19 protein-coding genes are annotated in these 22,094 nt (G+C 71.6%); 3 read left to right on the plus strand and 16 right to left on the minus strand.

Annotation, left to right across the window (positions count from 1 at the left end; genetic code table 11):
• Positions 1-109 precede the first annotated feature (109 nt).
• From AB0G11_RS32190 to AB0G11_RS32210, 5 genes are read right to left on the minus strand one after another with little or no spacing between them, the layout of a single operon-like run.
• Positions 110-895: an ABC transporter permease gene (locus tag AB0G11_RS32190; protein ID WP_219509971.1), complete on the minus strand. Its 786-nt coding sequence runs from the start codon at positions 893-895 to the stop codon at positions 110-112.
• Complete coding sequence (locus AB0G11_RS32195; protein ID WP_219509973.1) at positions 892-1,743, minus strand: ABC transporter permease; 852 nt, start codon at positions 1,741-1,743, stop codon at positions 892-894. The genes AB0G11_RS32190 and AB0G11_RS32195 overlap by 4 nt, the downstream gene beginning before the upstream one ends.
• 4 nt (positions 1,744-1,747) lie before the next feature.
• Positions 1,748-2,977: a spermidine/putrescine ABC transporter substrate-binding protein gene (locus tag AB0G11_RS32200; RefSeq protein ID WP_219509974.1), complete on the minus strand. Its 1,230-nt coding sequence runs from the start codon at positions 2,975-2,977 to the stop codon at positions 1,748-1,750.
• A 6-nt stretch (positions 2,978-2,983) separates the two neighbouring features.
• Positions 2,984-4,054, minus strand: a complete 1,071-nt coding sequence (locus tag AB0G11_RS32205; RefSeq protein ID WP_357590388.1) for an ABC transporter ATP-binding protein — start codon at positions 4,052-4,054, stop codon at positions 2,984-2,986.
• A 38-nt stretch (positions 4,055-4,092) separates the two neighbouring features.
• Complete coding sequence (locus AB0G11_RS32210; protein WP_357590390.1) at positions 4,093-5,526, minus strand: gamma-aminobutyraldehyde dehydrogenase; 1,434 nt, start codon at positions 5,524-5,526, stop codon at positions 4,093-4,095.
• A gap of 202 nt (positions 5,527-5,728) precedes the next feature.
• Here AB0G11_RS32210 and AB0G11_RS32215 point away from each other — a divergent pair, with 202 nt between their 5' ends.
• Positions 5,729-6,223 (plus strand): Lrp/AsnC family transcriptional regulator, encoded by a 495-nt coding sequence (locus AB0G11_RS32215; protein WP_219509977.1) that lies wholly within the window; start codon positions 5,729-5,731, stop codon positions 6,221-6,223.
• Here AB0G11_RS32215 and AB0G11_RS32220 read toward each other — a convergent pair.
• Genes AB0G11_RS32220 through speB form a run of 3 tightly spaced genes read right to left on the minus strand, consistent with a single transcriptional unit; the run spans position 6,202 to position 9,304 of the window.
• Positions 6,202-6,870: a cyclase family protein gene (locus AB0G11_RS32220; protein WP_357590392.1), complete on the minus strand. Its 669-nt coding sequence runs from the start codon at positions 6,868-6,870 to the stop codon at positions 6,202-6,204. The two genes, AB0G11_RS32215 and AB0G11_RS32220, sit on opposite strands and share 22 nt — an antisense overlap.
• On the minus strand, positions 6,867-8,375 hold the full coding sequence (locus AB0G11_RS32225) for a cytosine permease (RefSeq protein WP_357590394.1): 1,509 nt from the start codon (positions 8,373-8,375) through the stop codon (positions 6,867-6,869). The genes AB0G11_RS32220 and AB0G11_RS32225 overlap by 4 nt, the downstream gene beginning before the upstream one ends.
• Positions 8,372-9,304 (minus strand): agmatinase, encoded by a 933-nt coding sequence (speB, locus tag AB0G11_RS32230; RefSeq protein WP_357590396.1) that lies wholly within the window; start codon positions 9,302-9,304, stop codon positions 8,372-8,374. Before speB ends, AB0G11_RS32225 begins: the two co-directional genes overlap by 4 nt.
• 69 nt (positions 9,305-9,373) lie before the next feature.
• Between speB and AB0G11_RS32235 the strand changes: the two genes are divergently transcribed.
• Positions 9,374-10,831 carry a PucR family transcriptional regulator ligand-binding domain-containing protein gene (locus AB0G11_RS32235; RefSeq protein ID WP_357590398.1) on the plus strand — a complete coding sequence of 486 codons (1,458 nt, stop codon included), beginning with the start codon at positions 9,374-9,376 and terminating at the stop codon, positions 10,829-10,831.
• On the opposite strand, the gene AB0G11_RS32240 is transcribed toward AB0G11_RS32235, so the two are convergent.
• From AB0G11_RS32240 to AB0G11_RS32275, 8 genes are read right to left on the minus strand one after another with little or no spacing between them, the layout of a single operon-like run.
• Positions 10,828-13,512, minus strand: coding sequence for an alpha-mannosidase (locus AB0G11_RS32240; protein WP_357590400.1), 2,685 nt, complete (start codon positions 13,510-13,512; stop codon positions 10,828-10,830). The genes AB0G11_RS32235 and AB0G11_RS32240 overlap by 4 nt on opposite strands.
• A complete protein-coding gene (locus AB0G11_RS32245; RefSeq protein ID WP_219509983.1) occupies positions 13,509-14,588 on the minus strand; it encodes a Gfo/Idh/MocA family oxidoreductase in 1,080 nt (359 codons plus the stop codon). Before AB0G11_RS32245 ends, AB0G11_RS32240 begins: the two co-directional genes overlap by 4 nt.
• Before the next feature lie 49 nt (positions 14,589-14,637).
• A complete protein-coding gene (locus tag AB0G11_RS32250; protein WP_246646050.1) occupies positions 14,638-15,531 on the minus strand; it encodes a TIM barrel protein in 894 nt (297 codons plus the stop codon).
• On the minus strand, positions 15,522-16,703 hold the full coding sequence (locus tag AB0G11_RS32255; RefSeq protein ID WP_246646051.1) for a CehA/McbA family metallohydrolase: 1,182 nt from the start codon (positions 16,701-16,703) through the stop codon (positions 15,522-15,524). Before AB0G11_RS32255 ends, AB0G11_RS32250 begins: the two co-directional genes overlap by 10 nt.
• On the minus strand, positions 16,700-17,770 hold the full coding sequence (locus AB0G11_RS32260) for an ABC transporter ATP-binding protein (RefSeq protein ID WP_219509984.1): 1,071 nt from the start codon (positions 17,768-17,770) through the stop codon (positions 16,700-16,702). Before AB0G11_RS32260 ends, AB0G11_RS32255 begins: the two co-directional genes overlap by 4 nt.
• Positions 17,771-18,589, minus strand: a complete 819-nt coding sequence (locus AB0G11_RS32265; protein WP_219509985.1) for a carbohydrate ABC transporter permease — start codon at positions 18,587-18,589, stop codon at positions 17,771-17,773. It abuts the gene before it with no gap.
• Complete coding sequence (locus AB0G11_RS32270) at positions 18,586-19,521, minus strand: sugar ABC transporter permease (RefSeq protein ID WP_357590402.1); 936 nt, start codon at positions 19,519-19,521, stop codon at positions 18,586-18,588. The genes AB0G11_RS32265 and AB0G11_RS32270 overlap by 4 nt, the downstream gene beginning before the upstream one ends.
• Positions 19,496-20,881: an extracellular solute-binding protein gene (locus AB0G11_RS32275; protein ID WP_357590404.1), complete on the minus strand. Its 1,386-nt coding sequence runs from the start codon at positions 20,879-20,881 to the stop codon at positions 19,496-19,498. Before AB0G11_RS32275 ends, AB0G11_RS32270 begins: the two co-directional genes overlap by 26 nt.
• 274 nt (positions 20,882-21,155) lie before the next feature.
• Between AB0G11_RS32275 and iolC the strand changes: the two genes are divergently transcribed.
• On the plus strand, positions 21,156-22,094 hold the full coding sequence (gene iolC, locus AB0G11_RS32280) for a 5-dehydro-2-deoxygluconokinase (protein ID WP_219509987.1): 939 nt from the start codon (positions 21,156-21,158) through the stop codon (positions 22,092-22,094).

Below are 22,094 nucleotides of genomic sequence, written 5' to 3' on the forward strand. Positions count from 1 at the left end.
TGTGAAATTGCGGGACCAAATTGGTGATCACGCGCGGGTTCCCCCCGCCGGAATCCGATCTCGCCTCCCTGTTCTGGGTCGGAAACTGCTCGTGGCCGAGAAGTACGTGTCACATCCGGCGGCGGGCGGCGACCGCGTTGACGATCGCGATCAGCACGCCGATGCCGAAGATCAGCGTACCCATCACGTTCACCTGCGGGGGAATGCCCGTCTTCACCGACCCGATGATCCACAGCGGGAACGTCGGGGTGGAGCCGTTGACGAAGCTCGTGACGACATAGTCGTCGATGGACAGCGCGAACGCCAGCATCGCCCCGGCCAGCACGCCGGGCATGATCGACGGCAGCGTGACCTGCCGGAACGTGCCCCACGCGGACGCGCCGAGGTCCTTGGCCGCCTCCTCCAGCGCCGGGTCCAGCGTGACGACCCTGGCCCGGACCGTCACGGTCACGAACGACAGCGAGAACAGCACGTGCGCGATCGTGATCGTCATCGCGTCACGCCAGACGCCGGCCGAGACGAACAGCGACAGCAGCGACGCGCCCATGACCAGCTCGGGCGTGGAGATCGCGGCGAACACCAGGAAGTTCGTCGCGCCCCGGCCGCGGAAGCGGTGCCTGCCGAGCGCCAGCCCCAGCGTCGTGCCGAGCACCACGGTGATGACGGTGCTGGCCAGCGCGATCTTCAGCGAGTTCGCGAGCGCCTCGGTCAGGCCCTCGATCGCGAACAGCTCCTCGTACCAGCGCAGCGTGAAGCCCTGCCAGCTCGCGTTGGACTTGCTCTGCTTGTCGTTGAAGCCGAACAGCACCATGACCGCGATCGGCGCCGACAGCCAGGCGATGATGAGCCAGGTGTAGGCGTGCAGCAGCCGGTCGCCCAGCCTGCCGCCCCTCATCGGGCCGCCGCCTCGAGGACGTTCTCGGTGCCCAGCACCCTGGCGTACGCGAAGATGCCCACCAGCAGCACCGCCATCAGCGTGAACGACAGCGCCGAGGCCGTCGGGTAGTCGTTGTTGACCAGATACTCGGTCTGGATGATGTTGCCGATCATGGTGTTGCCGGTGCCGCCGAGCACCTGCGCGTTGACCGGGTCGGCCGTCGCCGGCACGAACGTCATCAGCACCCCGGCGAACACGCCCGGCAGCGACAGCGGCAGCACCACCTTGCGGAAGGCCGCCCCGCGCGTCGCGTACAGGTCCTGGGCCGCCTCCACCACGCGCGGGTCGACCCGCTCCAGCGCCACGTAGATCGGCAGGATCATGAACGGCAGCCAGTTGTACGTCAGCCCCGCCACCACCGCGAACGCCGTGGCGAGCACGTGGAAGCCGGCCGGCAGCAGCCCCCACGACTTCAGCGTGCCGAGCAGGACGCCGTCGTCGGCCAGCAGGAAGCCCCACGAGATCGTGCGCAGCACGAACGACACGAAGAACGGCAGCAGCAGCAGGAACAGGTAGACCGACTTGCGGCTGCCACCCTTGAACGCGATCCAGTACGCCACCGGATAGCCGATGACCAGCATCGCCACCGTGGCGCACGCCCCGTACACGAGGGAGCGGACGAGCTGGGTGCTGTAGCCGCCGATGGCGTCGCCGTAGTTGGAGACGCTGAACGTCATGACGAAGCCGTCGATCACGTTGCCGGTCTGCAGCGACACCGACGCCATCGCGGCCAGCGGCACCACCAGGAAGATCGCCAGCCACATCCAGCCCGGCAGCGCGAGCAGGTAGGGGGTGAGACGTCGCATCGGCCTAGGCCTGGGTGATCGACTGGAAGATCGGGTTGAACACCTGCTCCTGCGCCGTGGTCAGCTTGGTGTAGTTGCGCAGCTTGGCGTAGTCAGCCTCGGTGGGGAACATCAGCGGGCTGTCGGCCATGTCGAGCAGCGCCTGCTTGTCCTCGCCCGAGGCGGTCTCAGCCTTCTTGCGCAGCAGGTCCTGCACGGCGGGCACCGGCGTGACGAACTGGATGAACTCATCCAGCTCGGCGGCGATCTCCGGCTTGTAGAAGTAGTCCATCAGCGTCATGGCGTCGACCGGGTTGGCGGCGTTCTTGGGGATGAGCATGTTGTCGGTCCAGATCGTGCCGCCCTCCTCGGGCACGTAGAACTTGACCGGCTCACCCGCGAGCTGCCGCTGGAACACGTCGCCCGACCAGGCCATGGTCAGCCACACGTCGCCCCTGGAGACGGCGTCGATGTAGTTCTGGTCGTAGTACTTGCGCACGATCCCGGCCTCGCGCTGCGCCTTGAGCTTCTCGCCGGCCCGCTTCCAGTCGTCCTCGGTGGACTTCTCCGGGTCGACGCCGAGGGCGATCATGCCGAAGTTGCCGATCTCCTGGGCGTCGGCCATCATGCCGACCCGGCCCTCGTACTTGGCGTCGAACAGCGCCTCGATGCTGGTCAGCTCGTCCTTGACGTACTTGGTGTTGTACGCGATCCCGGTCACGCCGGAGGCGTAGGGCATCGTGTAGACGTTGCCGGGGTCGTAGGAGCGCTCCTTGTACTTGGCGCCCGCGTTGGCCTGGAAGTTCGGCATCCTGCTCTGGTCGAGCGCCACCGCGTAGCCGAGCTCGATCATGTGCTGGAGCTGGATGCCGTTGGTCATCACGACGATGTCGTAGCCCAGCGACTGGCCCGCCCGCAGCACCGGGTCCGCCTTGCCGAAGAACTCCGCGTTCTCGTTGATGTCCTCTTTGTACTCGTAGGAGATCCCGGTCTCCTGCTGGAACTTCTTCAGCGGCCCGTGGTCCTCGGGCATGTACTCGGGCCAGTTGGCGAAGACGACCTTGCCGTTCTTCTTCTGCTTGGCCCAGAAGTCCTTGACGGCGTCGGGCTTGGGGGGCGCGGCCTTCTGGCCCTGAACGCCGCAGGCGGCCAGCGCGAGCCCGGCGGCGGACAGGCCGGCCAGCCTGAACGCGTCGCGGCGGGTGCGGGGCTGGGTCATCCCTCTGACGAGGGCGGGGGTGTGCAGGCGGTCCATGATGTGCTATCGACTCTCCATCACATAGGAGTGGCGCGCCTGCCACGACAGCCACACGGAGTCGCCCCGCTCCGCGGTGGTGGTCGCGTCCTGCGCGTTCTGCTGGAACACCGTGATCTCGGCCCCGTCGGCGAGGGTCACGGCATAGCTGGTGTAGGTGCCCAGGTAGACGACCTCCGCCACGATGCCCGGCAGCGCGCTCAGCTCGCCGTCGGGCTTGTCCGCGGAGATGCGGATCTTCTCGGGCCGGATCGTCACCGACACCTCGCCGTCGTGGCCGGGCACCAGCACCCGGCCGCCGCCGGTCTCCAGCACGCCGCCGGCCGCGGTGCCGGACAGCAGGTTGGAGGTGCCGATGAAGCCCGCCACGAAGGTGCTGGCGGGCCGCTCGTAGATCTCGCGCGGCCCGGCGAGCTGCTCGACGAGGCCGTCGTTCATGACCGCGATGCGGTCGCTCATGGTCAGCGCCTCGCTCTGGTCGTGCGTCACGTACACGAACGTGATGCCGACCTCGCGCTGGATGCGCTTGAGCTCCAGTTGCATCGCCTGGCGGAGCTTGAGGTCGAGCGCGCCGAGCGGCTCGTCGAGCAGCAGCGCGCGTGGCCGGTTGACCAGTGCCCGGGCCAGCGCGACCCGCTGCTGCTGCCCGCCGGACAGCTCGCGCGGGCGGCGCTTCTCCCGGCCGCCGAGGTCGACGATCTCCAGCATCTCGCCGACCCGCCGCCGGATCTCCTCCTGCGGCGTCTTCTTCTGCTTCAGCCCGAAGGCCACGTTGTCCCACACGCTCATGTGCGGGAACAGCGCGTAGGACTGGAAGACCATGTTCACGTCACGCCGGTTCGGCGGGACGTTCGTGACGTCCTGGCCGTGCAGCCGGACCACGCCCTTGGAGGGCTCCTCGAAGCCCGCGATCATGCGCATCGTCGTGGTCTTGCCGCACCCGGACGGGCCGAGGAGGGAGAAGAACTCCCCCTCGGCGATGTCCAGCGTCACGCCCTTGACCGCCTGGACGACCTCGCCATGTGAGAGGTATTCCTTGACAACCCCCTCAAGCTCGATCGCACTCCGCTCGATCAAACCTTGCTCGGCCATATCCAGGTTTCGTCCCTTGTGCGTTATTCGCCGATGTAGTGCATGACGTGCTTGACCCTCGTGTAGTCGTGCAGGCCGAACACCGAGAGGTCCTTGCCGTAGCCGGAGTGCTTGAAGCCGCCGTGCGGCATCTCCGAGACGAACGGGATGTGCGTGTTGACCCACACGACGCCGAAGTCGAGCCGGTTCGACATCCGCATCGCCCGGCCGTGGTCGGAGGTCCACACCGAGCTGCTCAGCCCGTAGCGGACGTCGTTGGCCTTGGCCAGGGCGTCGGCCTCGTCGGTGAACGTCTGGACGGTGATGACGGGGCCGAAGACCTCGTTCTGCACCATCTCGTCGTCCTGCTTGAGGCCGTCGATGACGGTCGGGGCGAAGAAGTAGCCCTTCTCCCCCACGCGGTGACCGCCGGTGAGCACCTTGGCGTGCGCGGGGGCGCGCTCGACGAAGCCCTGCACGCGGGCGAGCTGCTGCTCGTTGTTGAGCGGGCCGTACAGCGCGTCCTCGTTCGACAGGTCGCCGGTCACGGTCGCGGCGGCGGCCTCGGCGAGCGCGGCGACGAACTCGTCGTGGACGCTCTCCTGCACGAGCACGCGGCAGGCGGCGGTGCAGTCCTGGCCTGCGTTGTAGAGGCCGGCGACGGCGATGTCGGCGGCGGCCTTGCGCAGGTCCTTGACGTCGTCGAAGACCACGACGGGCGCCTTGCCGCCGAGCTCCAGATGGACGCGCTTGAGGTCGTCGGCGGCGCTCCTGGCCACCGACATGCCGGCGCCGACGGAGCCGGTGATGGCGACCATGGCGGCGGTCGGGTGGCCGACGACCAGGGCGCCGGTCTCGCGGTCACCGGTGACGACGTTGAACACGCCCGCGGGCAGCACGCTGCCCAGGATCTCGGCCAGCTTCAGCGTGGAGGCCGGGGTGGTGTCGGACGGCTTGAGCACGATCGTGTTGCCGGCCGCCAGCGCGGGGGCGATCTTCCAGACCGCCATCATCATCGGGTAGTTCCACGGCGTGACCTGGCCGATGACGCCGATCGGCTCGTGCCTGATGACGCTGGTGTGCTCGGCCAGGAACTCCCCGGCCGTCGGGCCCTCCAGGGTGCGGGCGGCGCCGGCGAAGAAGCGGAAGTGGTCGGCGGCGACCGGGGTCTCGTCCTCGGCCATGCGGGCGCGCGGCTTGCCGGTGTTGAGGCACTCGGCCTCGTTGATCTCGTCGGCCCGCGCCTCGATCGCGTCAGCGACCTTGAGCAGCAGGTTCGCCCGCTCCCCCGGGGTCGTCCGCCCCCACGACTCGAACGCGGCTGCCGCGGCGGCGTACGCCGCGTCGACGTCCTCGGCGCCGGAGATCGGGGCCTGGAGGTAGGCCTCCCCGGTGCACGGGTCGACGACGTCGGAGAAACGGCCGCTCTTGGCGTCCACGAACTCACCGTTGACGTAGTTCTGCAGACGGGTGGTCAAGGTGATGACCTCCTGGTGGGGTGGCTGAGATGCCGCGACTCTTACAGAGCACTTGCATCAGGACAAGGGATTTCGTGGTGAAGATATCAAATTGCTACGAATTCGCTTGACAGAGCGCCGAGAACTGACAACATGTCGCACCAGGACGGCAACCCGGCGGGAACGCCCCCGTAACGCCGGACCGCTAGGAGGATTCCTCGCCATGACGACGCCGCCTCGGGTGCGCCGCGGCTCCGGCGCCTCGCCGGGTCCGGTCGTTCTCGACGACCTGGCCAAGCAGATCATCGAGCAGCTCCAGGCGGACGGCCGCAAACCCTACGCCGCGATCGGCAAGGCGGTCGGCCTGTCCGAGGCAGCCGTGCGGCAGCGGGTCCAGCGCCTCCAGGACGCCGGGGTCATGCAGATCGTCGCGGTGACCGACCCGCTGACGCTCGGCTTCCCCCGCCAGGCCATGATCGGCGTCACCTGCGAGGGCGACCTGGAGGCCGTGGCCGACGAGCTCTCGGCGATCGCGGAGATCGACTACGTGGTGCTCACGGCGGGCTCCTTCGACGTCATCGTGGAAGTGGTGTGCGAGGGCGACAGCCACCTGCTGGAGATCCTGAGCAAGATCCGCGCCATCCCGGCGGTGCGCGCCACCGAGTCGTTCGTCTACCTGAAGCTGCGCAAGCAGACCTACTCCTGGGGCACGCGCTGACCCACGCGGGCCACCGCCCGCACCGGCGCCCCGTCGGCGCCGCCGAGCCGGATCGGCATCAGCCACACCTCGACCGCCAGGCCCGCCGCCTGCGCCTCCAGCAGCCGGTCGAGCCCGGTGAGGTTCTCGGCGATCACCGCGTGGGCGCCGCACAGCACCCGGTGGGCGGGGAAGTCCGCCGCCGGCGTCGGGTCGACGCTCAGCGCGTCGATCCCCACCGTCCGCGTCCCCGCCGCGACCAGCAGCTCCGCCGCCTCCTCGGTCAGGTACGGATGCGCCTGGTACGCCTCGCTCCCCCAGTGGGCCGACCAGCCGGTCGCCACGAGCACGATCGGCGCCCCGGCAGGCACGGCCCCCAGACGCTCCGGCGTGATGGCCGCCCGCGGTCCCAGCCCGCGCGCGTCCACCACCACGGCGGGCCCGGCGAAGCGGTCCAGCGGCAGGGCGTCGAGCCGGGGCAGCGTGTCGTCGACGTGGTAGGGCGCGTCGACGTGCGTACCCGACTGCGAGCCCAGGTGCAGCCGCAGCACGTTGACGCCGTCGCGGCCGGTGGTCAGCGCGGGCTCGACGCTCACCTCGGGGTCGCCCGGGTAGACCGGCATCCCGGTGGTCAGCGGCACCGACAGGTCGACGAGCTCCCCGCTCACGCCGCCGCCTCGGCCCCGGCGATCGGCGGCACCGGGGTGTCGGCCGAGCGCACCAGGCGCGGCCCGTCGGGGCCGTAGACCTCGCGCGGCTCGGGGAAGACGGCCAGCAGCGCCAGGTAGAGCACCGCCGCCGTGCCCAGGCCGACCGGCAACGAGATGTCGATCCCGCCCGCCAGCCCGCCGAGCGGCCCGACGAACTGGCCGGGCAGGTTGACGAACGCCAGCGCCAGCGCCGCCGAGACGAGCCAGGCGGCCAGCCCCCGCGCGTTCCAGCCGTGGGCGAACCAGTAGCGGCCGCCTGTCTGCCTCCGGTTGAACACCTGCAACGCCTCCGGGTCGTACCAGCCCCGGCGGGTCACGTACCCCAGCATCATGATCACCATCCACGGCGCGGTGCAGGTGATGATGAGGGTGGCGAACGTGGAGATGCTCTGCGTGAGGTTGGCCGCGAAGCGGCCGACGAAGATGAACACGATCGACAGCGTCCCGATGAACACCGTCGCCCGCACCCGCGAGAAGCGCGGGAAGACGCTGGAGAAGTCCAGCCCCGTGCCGTAGAGGGACGTGGTGCCGGTGGACATGCCGCCGATCAGCGCGATGAGGCAGACGGGCACGAAGTACCAGGCGGGCGCGATGGCCAGCAGCCCGCCGACGTAGTTGGGCGCGGCCGGGTCCATGTACTCGGCGGCCTTGGCGGCGATGATCGACGCGGTGGCCAGGCCGAAGAAGAACGGCAGGATGGTGGCGATCTGCGACAGGAACGCGGCGGCCATCACCTTCGAGCGCGGCGTCGAGGCCGGGATGTAGCGGGACCAGTCGCCCAGGAACGCGCCGAACGACACGGGGTTCGACAGCACGATGAGCGCCGCCCCGATGAACGACGGCCAGAACAATGGGTCACCGGCGGCCAGCGTCCCCGGGTAGGACGGGTCGAAGTCGCCGGCGAACGCGACCGCGCCCAGCACGAACAGCAGCGACGCCGCCGCCACCGCGATCTTGTTGACGAACAGCATGAAGCGGAACCCGTACACGCACACCACCAGCACGAGCCCGGCGAACAGCGCGTACGCGACGCCGTAGGTGACGTCGGTGTCGGGCAGCCCCACCAGCCGGTGCGCGCCGCCGACGAGCGCGTCGCCGGAGGACCACACGGAGATGGAGAAGAACGCGATCGCCGTCAGCAGCGACAGGAACGAGCCGACGATCCGGCCGTGCACGCCCAGGTGCGCCGAGGACGACACCGCGTTGTTGGTCCCGTTCAGCGGCCCGAACAGCGACAGCGGCGCCAGGATGAGCGCCCCGACGGCCAGCCCGAGCACGGTCGCGGCCAGCCCCTGCCAGAACGACAGCCCGAACAGGATCGGGAAGGCGCCCAGCACACAGGTGGCGAAGGTGTTCGCGCCGCCGAACGCGACCCGGAACAGGTCGACCGGCCGGGCGGTGCGCTCGGCGTCGGGGATGCGCTCGACGCCATACGTCTCGATCTCGGTGATGCTCGTGCTCATGGCTTCTCCCGCAGGGCGAGCAGGCTGACCAGGTCGTAGGCGACGTGGGAGGCGGCGACGGAGGTGATCTCGGCGTGGTCGTAGGCGGGGGCCACCTCGACCACGTCCGCGCCGACGAGGTTCGTCCCGGCCAGGCCGCGCAGGATCTCCAGCAGCTCGCGGCTGGTCAGGCCGCCCGCCTCCGGGGTGCCGGTGCCGGGGGCGTGCGCCGGGTCGAGCACGTCGATGTCGACGGACACGTACAGCGGCCGGTCGCCGATCCGCTGCCGCAGCGCGTCGATCACCTCGTCGAGGCCGCGCCGCAGCACGTCGGCGGCGGTGAGGATGCCGAAGCCGAGCCGCCGGTCCTCCTCCAGGTCCTTCTTGCCGTAGAGGGGGCCGCGGATGCCGACGTGGCTGAGCGCCTCGGTGTCGACGATGCCCTCCTCGACGGCCCGCCGGAACGGGGTGCCGTGCGTGTACTCGGCGCCGAAGTAGGTGTCCCACGTGTCGAGGTGGGCGTCGAAGTGCAGCAGCGCCACCGGCCCGTGCTTCCTGGCGGCCGAGCGCAGCAGCGGCAGCGCGATCGTGTGGTCGCCGCCGATCGTCACCAGGCGGGCGTCCAGCGCGTCGGCGGCGGCCTCGATGCTCTCGATGGCCTCGCCGATGTGGAACGGGTTGGCCGCGATGTCACCGGCGTCGGCCACCTGGACCCGCTCGAACGGGGAGACGTCCAGGCCGGGGTGGTAGGGCCGCAGCAGCCGCGACGCCTCGCGCACGGCCGACGGGCCGAACCGGGCGCCGGGCCGGTAGGAGACGCCGCTGTCGAACGGCACTCCGACCACGGCCACGTCGGCGCGGCCCACCTCGTCGAGGCGGGGCAGACGGGCGAAGGTGGCGGGTCCGGCGAAACGCGGGACCCGGGCGGAGTCGACGGGGCCTGTGTGCATGCACGCAGTCAACGTCACCTCTCTGACCTGCGGCAATTGGGCGATTCACGAAGTACTACGGTGGGGGTTGTGGCTGAGCACAAGGTGACGGTCGAGGATTTGCTGCGCTCGCCCGCGCTCCAGCTCCGCCTGCTCGCCGGCGAGGCCGGGGTGGGGCGGTCGGTGTCGTGGGCGCACGTGAGCGAGCTGGACGACCCGACGCCGTGGCTGCTCGGCGCCGAGGTGATCATGACGACGGGCATCGGCGTGCCACGCGCGGCGGCCCGGCAGCGCGCCTACCTGGAGCGGCTGGACGACGCGGGCGTCTCGGCGCTGGCGCTGTCGGCGCAGCTCCACGTGCCGCCGCTGCACGAGGCGTTCTTCGAGGCGGCCGAGGCGCGCGGGATGCCGGTGCTGGAGGTGCCGCTGGCGGTGCCGTTCATCGCGATCGCCCAGGAGGTGGCCGCGGCCGTGCAGGAGGACGCCCGGCACCGGCTGGGCGCGCAGTTGCAGGTGTTCGGCGCGCTGCGCTGGCTGGCCGCCGAGGACCTGGACACGGCCACGCTGTTCAAACGGCTGGAGCGGCTGTCGGGCTACGACGTCTACCTGTGCACGCCGCAGGGGCGCCCGCTGCTGCCCGGGGTGCCCGTGCCGTCGCTCGACGCGCTGCCGTCGGCCCCCGACGCGCCGCCCACGATCCCGGGCGGCTTCGCGCTGCCGGTGCCCGCACCCGGCGGCCCGGCCGGGTTCCTGGTGGCCTTCGAGCGGGAGGGCGCCAGGCCCGCCGGGCTAGCCGTGGTGCAGCACATCGCCACGGTCGCGGCCCTCCAGGTGGCGATGGCCAGGCACGAGCGCGAGACGCTGCGCCGCGAGGGCGCCGAGACGCTGGCCGAGCTGCTGCAGGACGTGCTCGACCAGGCCACGGCCCGCCGCCGCCTGGCCCGGCTCGGCCTGGCCGCCGACGGGGAGACGGTCCTGATGGTCGTACGGGGCGCGGCCGACGACGCGCTGCGCCGGGCGCTGGCCGACCATCCGCACCTGATGCTGCGGCGCGGCAGCGACCACTACGTGCTCGGCGCCCCCGGGCTGGGCGACGCGCTCACGGCGCCGGCCGGGGCGCGGACCGGGGTGAGCAGGCCGTTCGCGGCGGGCGGGTCCACCCGGGTGGCCCGGCGCGAGGCCGTCTGGGCCGCCGACCGGGCCGCCGCGTCAGGCCGGCCGCTCGTCCACTACGGCGACGACACCACCGGCCGGTGGCTGCCCGACGACGCCGACACGCTCACCGCGCTGGTGGACGACGTGCTGGGCGAGGTGCTCGCCTACGACGAGGCGCACGACTCACGGCTGCTCGCCTCGGTGCGCACCTGGATGGAACGCGACCGCCGCACCGAGGACGCGGCGGCCGCCCTGCACATCCACCCCAACACGCTCGCCTACCGGCTGCGCCGCTTCGCCGCCCTGACGGGCCGCGACCTGTCGTCCAGCGCCGCCTTCGCCGAGGTCTGGCTGGCCCTCCAGGCGGCCCGCCAGCTCGGCCTGCACGACTAGGAGAGCTGGACCGTCGCGATCTCCCAGGCCGACAGGGGCAGCCGCAGCACCCCGCCGGTCACCGGCACCTCCGCGCCGGGGCGCCCGCGCAGGTCGGCGAGGCGCGCCCGGGTGAACCCGCCCTCGACGACCGCCTCGGTCGCCTCGTCCGTGAGCGCGACCACGCGCAGCTCCTGCCACCCGTCGCGGACCCGCAGCGACGTCATGACGACGCCGTCACCGGCCACCGACAGCCCCGCGGCGGGCGCGGGCAGCGGCAGCGCCGGGTCGCCGGTGCCCGCCACGGCCAGCAGGTCGTGCCGGAACGTCTCGGCCGCCTCGGGCACCGCCTTCCAGGTGCCGCTGTAGGGCATCAGCGCCAGCTCCACCGAGCGCAGCCCGCGCGACTGCGCCGCCGGGGTCGGCAGCTGCGGCCCGGCGGGCTCGGGGCGCAGCACGTGACGGTTGCGCGACAGGAAGCCGATCGAGCGCAGCAGCGTGAGCGCCAGCTCCTTCCCGTCGTCGACCAGCTCGTACTCGGTGACGTGCTCCAGCAGCGCCGCCACTCCCCCGGCCGCCACCCACGAGGAGGCGGGGAACGTCGGCAGCGGCTCCTCGCCGCAGCCGCCCTCGGCGTCCAGGCCGCGCGTGACGACGGCGAACTGCCCCTCGGCGTGCGACCGCGTCGCCCGCTCGGGCAGCGGCACGTGCAGCCGCACCCGGTGGTCGGCGCACCGGTTGTCGAACTCCACGGTCAGCCGCGCGAACGGCTCGCCCGCGCGCAGCTCGACCCGGGTGCGGACGGCGATCTCCTCGGTGACCTCGGTACGCGACTGCGCCGGGATCTCCGGGGTGCCGTCGATCCCGTCGCCGGCGGCCGGCCACTGGTAGGTGCGCCACACGTCGAACGCCGCCACCAGCGGCCCCGAGCACACCTTCGACACGTGCACCGACTCCGGGTCCTGCACGACGCGGTCGTGGGCCGGAGGCGCGTAGTTGTAGCTGTCGCCCACGTCGCCGCCGTCGACGATCCGCCCCGCCCCGGTCAGCGTGACGCCGTCGGCGCTGGTCAGCGTGAGCGTGCCGTCACGCGCCACCTCGACGTTGAGCAGCCCGTTGTCGAGCATCCGCTCCTCGGCGCGCACCGGCACGAACGGGTCGCCGGACGGGGCCCCGGCCACCTCCGAGTAGGGGGCGGTGCGCACCGCGGCGTGGCCGAGCGGCGGCGTGCTCACGTACGCGGCCAGCGTGCGGCGGGCCTCGGCGAGGATGCGGACGCGGGTCACGCCCTCCAGCGCGCCGCGCACCTGGCCCACGTTGAAGGCCGCGCTCGACTCGCGGGCGACGGTGAAGGTCAGCACGCCGTCCTCGACCGACCAGCCGGTGATGTGCTGGCCGTACAGCTCGGTGCCGTGGATGAAGGTCAGCGCGGTGGCCGGGTCCATCTCCTCGTCGAGCAGCAGCGTCGGGGCGTACTCCAGCGGCTGGAGCGGGACCTTGACCCCGTCGGCGTCGAGCAGCGGGTCGCTGCCGGCCACGTTGATCGCCACGACGCCGCGTCTCGGGGCGGGCGTCGGGTTGACGACGAGCACGGCGCCGGACGGCACCGTTCCGGCCAGCCGGGCGGTCACCATGTCGCGCACGGCCTGGCCCAGGTGCTCGGCCTCGGCGATGCGGGCCGCCACCTGCTGGGCGGTCTCGTCCACGCCGCAGCCGGTGACCGAGTCGTGGCCGCTGGCGTCGACCAGCCGCCACCAGGCCATGTCGAGGAAGCGGCCGGGCCACTCGCCGCCCCAGAGCGCGGCCAGCGGCTCGGCGTAGCGCTCGACCATCCGCTCGGCGCGGCTCATCGCCTGCTTGACGTGGGCGCGTACGGAGATCACGCCCGGCAGGATGTTGGCCCGGGCGTGCGAGCGCAGCTCGCCGGTGACGCGGGGCAGCCCGGTCACGTCGGCGGAGTGCGCCTCGATGTAGCCGGACAGGGTGTCCATGCGGGCGCCGAGCTGCTTGACCATGTCGGGCAGGCCGCGCACCGGGGCGGAGTGGTCGGTGCCGTACATGGCCAGCAGCGGCCCGTCGGGACCGTGCCAGCCGCGCATGGTGCGGACGAACGCGGCGCCGCGCTCGCCGAGCTGGGCGGGGTCCTCGAACAGGTGGGCGCCGTTGCCGTAGCCGCCGGCGGGCAGGTACTGGGCCCGGATGGCGGTGCCGTCGGGCGCGACCCAGGCGAAGGCGTCGGTGGTGACGGACGCGGGCACGCCCCGGTAGACGCAGGCGTGCAGCAGCCCGGCCCTCCTGAGGATCTGCGGCATCTGCGCGGTGTGCCCGAACATGTCCGGCAGGTAGCCGACGGCCATCGCGCCGCCGAGCTTGTCCGCCCTGGCCATGCCGAGCTCCAGGTTGCGCACGATGTTCTCGCCCGAGCACAGGAACTCGTCGAGCAGGATCTGCCACGGCCCCACCGCCAGCCGCCCGGACTCGACCAGGGCGGCGATCCGGTCGCGGTTCTCCGGGCGCACCTCCAGGTAGTCGTCCACGCAGGCGAGCTGCCCGTCGAGCGTGAAGTGGTAGTCGGGGTCCTTCTCCATCGTGTCGAGCACCTCGTCCAGCAGCGCCACCAGCCGCAGCCGGAAACGCTGGAAGGGCTCGTACCACTCGCGGTCCCAGTGGGTGTGCGGGACGACGACGATCTCCGCGGTCATGCGGCTTCGCCTCCGATCGGCAGGTCGTGCTGGACGGCGTAGCGGGCGGCGATGCGCTGAGCGGTGACGATGTCCTCCAGCGCTCCGGCGGCGTCGGTCAGCGGCGGCTTGCCGTCGTTGACGAACGCGTGGAAGGCGGCCAGCTGCACCTCGAACGCCTCGGTCACGTCACGCCACTCGGTGCGGCTCTCGCCGCCGGACACGACGGTGAGCGTGGTGGGCGCGTTCATCAGGTAGGGCGAGGGGAAGACCAGCTCCAGCGAGCCGCTGTCGTGGTGGATGACCACGCTCTCACGGTAGGCCGGGTAGTCCTCCAGGTAGTGCCAGCGGATGGCGAACCGGCCGGCGGCGGGCAGCGGCCCGGAGATCTCGATCGACCCGGGCGCCTCCCCCCAGGTCTCGACGTACGCGATCTCGTGGGGGGAGCCGGTGAAGCGGCGCAGCAGTGACAGGTCGTGACAGATCGACCCGAGCGCCACCCCGTACAGGGAGCGCACGGCGGCGGGCGCGGACTCGCCGAGCGCCTTCGACACCAGCCCGTCCTCGGCCGCCCGCAGCGAGGCGAGCAGCTCCGGGGACACGTCGCGGGCCTGGGTCAGGTTGGCGAAGGCGAGCTGCGACTCCCCGCTCGGGTGCAGCACGGTCACCTCGACCGACCGGATCCGCCCCGGGCCGCCGAGCTCGGCCAGCAACTCCTCGGCCCGGCGCACGGCCGGGTCGTACTGCTTCATGTAGCCGACCATGAGCCGCCCCTCGGGCAGCGCGTCCACCTCGGCGCGAGTCAGCGCCAGCGGCTTCTCGCACAGCACGGCGTAGCCGGCCGCGAGCGCCTGCCGCACGGTCTCGCCGTGGGAGCCGGAGGCGAGCACGAGCACGGCGTCGAAGCCGCCGGCCTCCAGCATCCGGGCGAGCTCGGTGTGGCGGCCGGGGGCGCCGAGCCGGTCACCCACGGCGTCGGCGAGCGTCCGCGACAGGTCGCAGACGGCCGTCACCTCGAACAGATCTCGGCGGCGCGACAGCAACGGCACGTACACCGCTTGCGTGACGGCTCCGCATCCGACAAGCGCGATCTTCAAACCCGCTCCTCCAGCATGGTCTCAACCAGCCAGCCCCTCCGGCGTGGCCTCAAAGTCCGAGTTCCCGTAGCTTCTCGCGATTGGCAGCTTGATCGGCGATGTTCCGCTCAACTGACCGGCGTCCGGGCAGCGTGTCCTGCTCGATGATGACCCAGCCCTGGTAGCCGATCTCGCCGAGCGTGCTGATCACTCCGGGCAGGTCGAGCTCGCCCTCGCCGAGCGGCGCGAAGCCGCCGCGGCCCATCAGCTCGCGCAGGTCCACGCCGTCGGCCAGGGCCTGGGCGAGGATCGCGCGGTCGCCGTCCTTGACGTGGACGTGGCCGACGCGGCCCGACCAGTCGCGCAGCGCGGTCACCGGGTCGCCGCCGGCCAGCAGCAGGTGGCCCGTGTCGAGGCAGAGCTGCACGTCGGTCAGCTCCAGCAGCCGCTCGACGTCCTCGGGCGTCTCGACGTACGTGCCGAGGTGGTGGTGGAAGGCGGGCTCGTAGCCGCGGTCGCGGCAGCGCTGGGCCGCCTCCTGGACGCGGGAGGCGTAACCGGCCCACTCGGACGCCGCCAGCCCGGGCGCGTTCCCGCCGGGGCGGGCGAAGCGCGCGGGCGAGCCGGAGCAGCCGAGCGTGGGCCGGGGCGCCAGGTGCGCGGGCGCGGCCGGGGCGGCGTCGAACACGTCGAGCGTCGCGTCGAGCGCGGCCAGCCCCTGCTTGAACGCCTCGGCGTCGCTGTAGCGCAGGTCGGCCCAGCCGCCCGCGAGCAGCAGCCCGCCCAGCCGCTCGGCCAGGTCGTCCTTGGTGCCGAGGTAGCCGATGGGGCCGAGGTCGATGCCCGCGTAGCCGGCGCCGGCGATCGCGCCGACCATCTCGGCGGCGGTCAGCGGCGGCGGGGCGTCGCTCAGCTCGAACACGCCGAAGCTCACCGGGGCGTTGGCGACACTGATCAGGCGCATAGAGCCATCACCTCGTTCTCGTAGGTTTCGAGTCGGTGCCGCCCTTCGGCGGCGGGCAGCAGCACGCGGTCGCCGCGGATCACCTGGCGGGCGCCGCCGGGGCGGACCAGGATGAGCCCGTCGGCGTCCAGGGCGAGCAGTTCGTCGCCCAGCCGCAGGAGCAGCGGCGCGCCGGGCCCGGCGGAGATCGCCGTGCGGCCCGCCGCTACGGCGTCGAACGCCGCGCCGGGGTCCTCGGCCAGCACCCACGTGGTGGGCGAGCCGGGCAGCCCGTCGGAGCCGGGCCGGTGGAAGTCGCTGGCGCCGATCGCCACCAGGTCGGGGTGCCAGGCGTCGGCCCAGGCCAGGGGCGCGCCCCAGCGGCGGTCCCACCAGCCGGAGTGCCAGACCTCGGCGATCCTGGGCCGTTCGGTGAGCGGCTGCAGCCAGGCGCAGTCGCCGCCGAGCGGGTGGTTGATGGAGATCAGCCCGCCCGCCCGATCGGCGTGCTCGACCCAGGAGTCGGCGGGCTGCCGGAAGTCGACCCAGCCGACGTCGCCGAACACGTTGGCGTGCCCCCGGTCGGTGGTGACCTCCTGGCCGGGCAGCAGCGTGATGGCCCGGCCGGCCTTGGCCAGCTCGGGGTGGTGGCTGACGGTGTTGTGGTCGGTGACGGCGAGGAAGTCCAGGCCGCGCCCCAGCGCCAGCTCCGCCAGCTCGGCGACGGTGAGCGCCCCGTCGCTGTGCAGCGTGTGGGCGTGGAAGTCGCCGGCGAACCAGCGCAGCCCGCCGACGTCCGGGATGTCGCGGCGCGGCGGGCGCTCCCCGTGCGGCGGCTCGGCGCTCTCCGGCTCGGGCACGGGCGCGGTGTCGATCTCCAGCGTGTAGTCGAGGCCCTGCGGCGGGACGCGGTGCAGCCGCAGCCACACCTGCCACTGGCCCGCTTCGAGCTCGCCGGGCAGGTAGCCGGGCGTGGCCCAGCCCGGGGTGATCGTGTAGGAGTCGCGGGCGCCGCCCGACCAGCCGCGGAACCCGCCGGGGCCGCCGCAGCCGAGGTCGAGCACGCCCTGCGACCGGTCGTAGGACAGCCGTACGGTGACCGCCGGGGCGCCCTCGGGCACCTCGAAGGGCACCTCGCGCAGGATGCGCTCCAGCCGGTCGTCCAGGCTCCAGTGCCCGCGGATCACGCTCATGCCGTCACCAGCTCGCCGTCACGGTAGACCAGCGCCCGGTCGCCCCGGGGCACCGCGTAGCCCTGCTCGCCCAGCGCCGGCTCGTGCCCCTCGGGGACGACGGCCTGCACGAGCACGCCCGCCACGTCCAGGGTGACCAGGTGGGAGGCCCCCAGGTTCTCCAGGATGACGACGCCGCCGGTCAGCGACCCGTCGACCGGCTGCGCCGAATAGGTCATGTATTCGGGACGCACCCCGTACACCAGCTTCTCCCCCTCGGTCAGGAGTCCTTCCGCGGAGGCGGGGACGGGCAGCTTGCACCCGGCCACCTCCAGCGTGTCACCCCTGACGACGGCGTCCAGCAGGTTCATCGGGGTGGAGCCGATGAAGGCGGCCACGAACGTGTTGGCGGGCCGCTGGAACACCTCGGCGGGGGTGCCGATCTGGCGGATGTGCCCGGCCTCCATGACGGCCATGCGGTCGGCCATCGCCAGCGCCTCGGCCTGGTCATGGGTGACGAAGACGGTCGTGACGCCGAGCTCGCGCTGGAGCTTCTTCAGGAACGTGCGCGCCTCCAGCCGCAGCCGGGCGTCCAGGTTGGACAGCGGCTCGTCGAACAGGAACGCCTGCGCCTGGGTGGCCATGACGCGGGCCAGCGCGACGCGCTGCTGCTGGCCGCCGGAGAGCTGGCCGGGCCGCCGGTCCATGAGCTGCTCCAGGCCGAGCCTGGCGCCGACCTCGGCGGCCTTGGCGTGGCGGGCGGCCTTGGGGACCTTCTTGATGCGCAGCGGGTAGGCGATGTTGTCGCTGACGTCCATGTGCGGGAACAGGGCGTAGTCCTGGAAGACCATGGCGATGTCGCGTCCGCCCGGCTGCACGCCGGTCACGTCCCGCCCGCCGATCACGACGGCGCCGCCGGTGGCGGTCTCCAGCCCGGCGATCGTGCGCAGCAGCGTGGTCTTCCCGCAGCCCGAGGGGCCGAGCAGGGCGAAGAACTCGCCGTCGGGGACGGTCAGGTCGAGCGAGTCGAGCGCCTTCACCCCGCCGGGATAGACCTTGGTCAGGCCCCGAAGTTCGATAGCGGCCATTTAGCGCTTGATCCCTCCGTGGAAGCGGAAGCCGTACTTCTTGCTGACGAACAGGTACATGAGCACGACCGGTACCGAGTAGAGCAGGCCGAAGGTCGACAGCACCCTGAGGTTGGCCTGGCCGCCCTCGGTGTAGAGGGTGTACATGATCACCGCGGCCGGCTGCTTCTCCACGTCGCTGAGCAGCAGGAACGGCATCAGGAAGTTGCCCCACACGTTGGCGATCGTCCACACCGCGATCGTCGCCAGGCCGGGCCGCACCACGGGGGTGACCACGTGGCGGACGATCTGGAGCGGCGAGGCGCCGAACACCCGCGCCGACTCCTCGTAGGACTTCGGCGTGGCGTCCATGAAGTCCTTGATCATGAAGATCGCGGCCGGCAGCAGGCCGCCGGTCAGGATGAGGATCAGCCCGGTGTGCGAGTCGATCAGGCCGAGCTCGATGGCGAGCTGGAACAGCGGCACCATCGCGGCGGTCCCGGTGATGATCGACGAGAGCAGCAGCAGCGCGTAGAGCAGCGCGTCGCGGCCCGGGATGCGCACCCGGCTGAGCGCGTAGGCGGCCAGCGCCGACAGCACCACCACGAGCAGCGCGGTGCCGATCGCCAGGATCAGCGAGTTCACCAGCGAGCCGAGCGCGTACGGGTGCTCGATGATCGTCTGGAAGTTCTCGAACGTGAAGTCCGGCATCCGGACCTCGTACGTCGGGTCCGAGGTGAACGGCGCCGCCGCCAGCCACAGCAGCGGGATCGTGAAGAAGGCCAGGAGCACCGCGATCAGCGTGTAGAAGCCGATCCGCCCGGCCCAGGTGCGGGTCATTTCTTGCTCCTGAGCAGCCGCAGGTAGAACACCGCCACGACCAGGTTGATGAGCAGGATCACGGTGGAGATCGCCGCGCCGTAGCCCAGGTCGCCGTTCTGCAGCGCGACCTTGTACACGTGCACGGCCAGCACCTCGGACTTGCCGTCGGGGCCGCCCGCCGTGAGCAGGAAGGGGCTGAAGTCGTTGAACGTCCACAGGCTGATCAGCAGCAGGTTGGTCAGGATGTGCCCGCGGATGTGCGGGAACACCACGTCACGCAACTGCTGCCAGCCGGACGCCCCGGCCAGCCGGGCGCTCTCCAGGTGCGACGGCGGCACGTTCCCGAGCGCCGCGCCGTAGAGCATCATCGAGAACGCGGTGCCGCGCCAGGTGTTGAAGATGATGATCGACAGCATCGGGTGGTCGAGCAGCCAGGCGAAGCCGGGGATGCCGAGCAGCGCGTTGAGGGTGCCGGCGTCGCGGTCGAGCAGCGCCACCCACAGGAACGACACCACGGCGCTCGGCAGGATCCAGGCCAGGATGACCAGGCCCTCGACCACGCTCTTGAGCGTGCCGCGCCGGTCCTTCAGCATCCAGGCCAGGGTGAAGCCGAGCACCACCTGCCCGATGACGGCCGAGCCCAGCACGAACTGGAAGGTCAGCCAGGTGGAGTCCCAGAACTCCGGGTCGGTGACGGCCTTGACGAAGTTGTCCAGCCCGACGAACTGCGGCTCGGCCGCGGCGGCGCCGGTCAGCCGGTAGTTCGTCAGCCCCAGGTAGATCACCCAGAGCGCGGGGAAGACCAGGAAGACCGCGATCAGCGCCAGAGCGGGCGCCACGAAGGCGCCCGCCCGCAGCCGGCCCAGGCCCGCCGCGTCGGAGCTGTAGCGGCGGGCGGGGTCCGGGCTGACGACCTCGGCCGGCTCAGGAGGCGATGTTACCTGCGCCACCGACGAGCCCTTCGAGCTTCTTCTGGTAGTCCGCGGCCGCCTGGTCGGCCGGGGTGCCGCCGGCCACCGCGGCGGTGGCCTCCTGCAGCGCGACCGACACCTGCGGGTAGAGCGCGACCGGCGGCCGGTAGGCCGTCAGCGGCAGCACCTGCTCGGAGATGTAGGTCAGCAGCGGCTCACCGGCCAGGATCTCCTTGTTGACGTCGCTGCGCGGGGTGATCCGGACGTTGCCGTCCTTGGTCTCCTCCTTCAGCGCGTCGGCCGAGAGCGTGAAGGCGAGCAGTTCGAAGGCTTCCTTCGGGTGCTTGGTGTTGGGGTTGACCGTGCGCAGCGCGCCGCCGGACATGCTGACGAAGTCCTGGCCGCGGATGCCCTTGCCGGGCTCGATGGCCGGGATCTTGGCGTAGCCGACGACCTGGTCGCGGTCGTCCATCTTGGCGACGCCGTCCTTGGGGTTGACCACGCCGCGCCAGAAGTAGTCGCCTTCGAGCAGGATGCCGATCTTGCCCTCGGCGAACTGCTGGAACGACTTGTCGCGGCCCTTGGCCTCCTGCTGGAGCTTGGGGTCGCCGAGGCCGCCGCCGTAGATCTTCTGGTAGAGGCCGAGGGTGTCCTTCAGCGGCTGGGACGCGCCGGTCCACTTGCCGTCCTTCTGCACCTCGCCGCCCGCGCCCGCGAGCAGCGGCAGCACGCCCTGCATCGTGGTGGCCTCGCCCATCGCGGTGCCGGCGTTGATCTGGATCGGCACGGGGACGCCGGACGACTTGAGCTTGGCGGCCGCGTCGAGGATCTCCTGCCAGCTCGTGGGCTGCCAGTCGGCGGGCAGCCCGGCCTTGGTGAACAGCGTCTTGTTGAAGTAGAGGACGCGGCCGTCGGTGCCGACCGGCAGCGCGTACTTCTTGCCTTCGAAGGTGGCCAGGCCCTGCACGGCCTCGGGGATCTGCTGCCAGCCGTCCCAGCTGTCCGCCTCGGGGCCGACCAGCTCGGCCAGCGGCTTGATGTAGCCGGCCTCGGCGAACTCGCCCGCCCAGATGCCGTCGATGTCGATCACGTCCGCGCCCTTGCCTGACTTCAGGTCCAGGGAGAGCTTGGTCTTGTACTGTTCGTCGTCGACTCCGCTGGGGACGAACTTGACCGTGACGTCCTTGCCCTTGGCCTTCTGGGCCTCCTCGAACTTGGGGATCACCCAGTTGGCGATGTGGTCGGCGGCTGCCGCGTTCTTGCCGCCGGCGATGGCGTTCTGGCTGATCGTCAGCTCGATGGCGTCACCTCCGCCACCGCCGGACGACTGGCCGCACCCGGCGAGTCCCAGCGCGGACGCGGCCAACACCGCGACCACCGACCTTTTCCGCAACACCATGCAAACCCTCCGACACGTCCTAAAAGGGAGGAAGTCAGGGCCAATATGTCATGACATCCATATGACGTAAAGACCTTGCCATATCCAGGAGCGTGCCCTCATGCTGCGACTTTGCCCGTTGGGAGACGGACCGCCAGCCCGACACTATGCGACGCGCCGGCGGGGCCGCCCATCGGGGGATACGGCCAGGGCACATTCAGTAACATAGCGGACATCCGAATGTCATGACAATATGCCATAGTGTTGGGCGGAAGGCTCCATCTCTGGAGGTGCGTTGTTCGACCTGATCACGATCGGCCGCTGCGGCGTCGACATCTATCCGCTGCAGACCGGCGTGGGCCTGGCTCACGTCGAGACCTTCGGCAAGTTCCTCGGCGGCAGCCCGACCAACGTCGCGGTGGCGGCGGCCCGACACGGGCTGCGCTCCGCCGTGGTGACCGCCGTGGGCGCGGATCCCTTCGGCGAATGGGTACGGCAGGCGATCCGCGGGTTCGGTGTGGACGACGCCTTCGTGGGCACGGTCGACGGGCCGCCCACCCCGGTCACGTTCTGCGAGATCTTCCCGCCCGACCACTTCCCGATCTACTTCTACCGGGGCGAGCATCCGCCTGACCTGCAGGTGAAACCCGAGTCGCTGGACCTGGCCGCGATCCGCGAGGCGTCGGTCTTCTGGTTCACCGGCACCGGGCTGAGCCAGGAGCCCAGCCGGTCCGCGCACGCCACCGCGCTGGAGGCCCGCACGTCCGGGTGGACGGTGTTCGACCTGGACCACCGCCCCACGCTGTGGGAGTCGCCCGAGGCCGCCCGCCGCGAGGTGCGCCGCGCGCTCGGGCACGCCAACGTGGCCGTCGGCAACCTCGACGAGGTGGAGATCGCCGTCGGCACCCGCGACCCCGAAGAGGCGGCGCAGGCGCTGCTCGACGCCGGCATGGAGGTGGCCGTGGTCAAGCTGGGCCCCGCCGGGGTGCTGGCCCGCACCAAGGACGAGCACGTCGTCGTCGAGCCCGTGCCCGTCGAGGTGGTCAACGGGCTCGGCGCCGGCGACGCGTTCGGCGGGGCGCTCTGCCTCGGCCTGGTGCGCGGCTGGCCGCTGGAACGTACCCTCCGCTTCGCCAACGCGGCCGGCGCGCACGTCGCCGCCCGCCTGGCCTGCGCCGACGCGATGCCCTCCACCGACGAGGTGCTCGCGCTCCAGACGGGAGCCCGTCCTTGA

Source organism: Nonomuraea sp. NPDC023979 (assembly GCF_040639085.1).
GTDB classification, from domain to species: domain Bacteria; phylum Actinomycetota; class Actinomycetes; order Streptosporangiales; family Streptosporangiaceae; genus Nonomuraea; species Nonomuraea ceibae.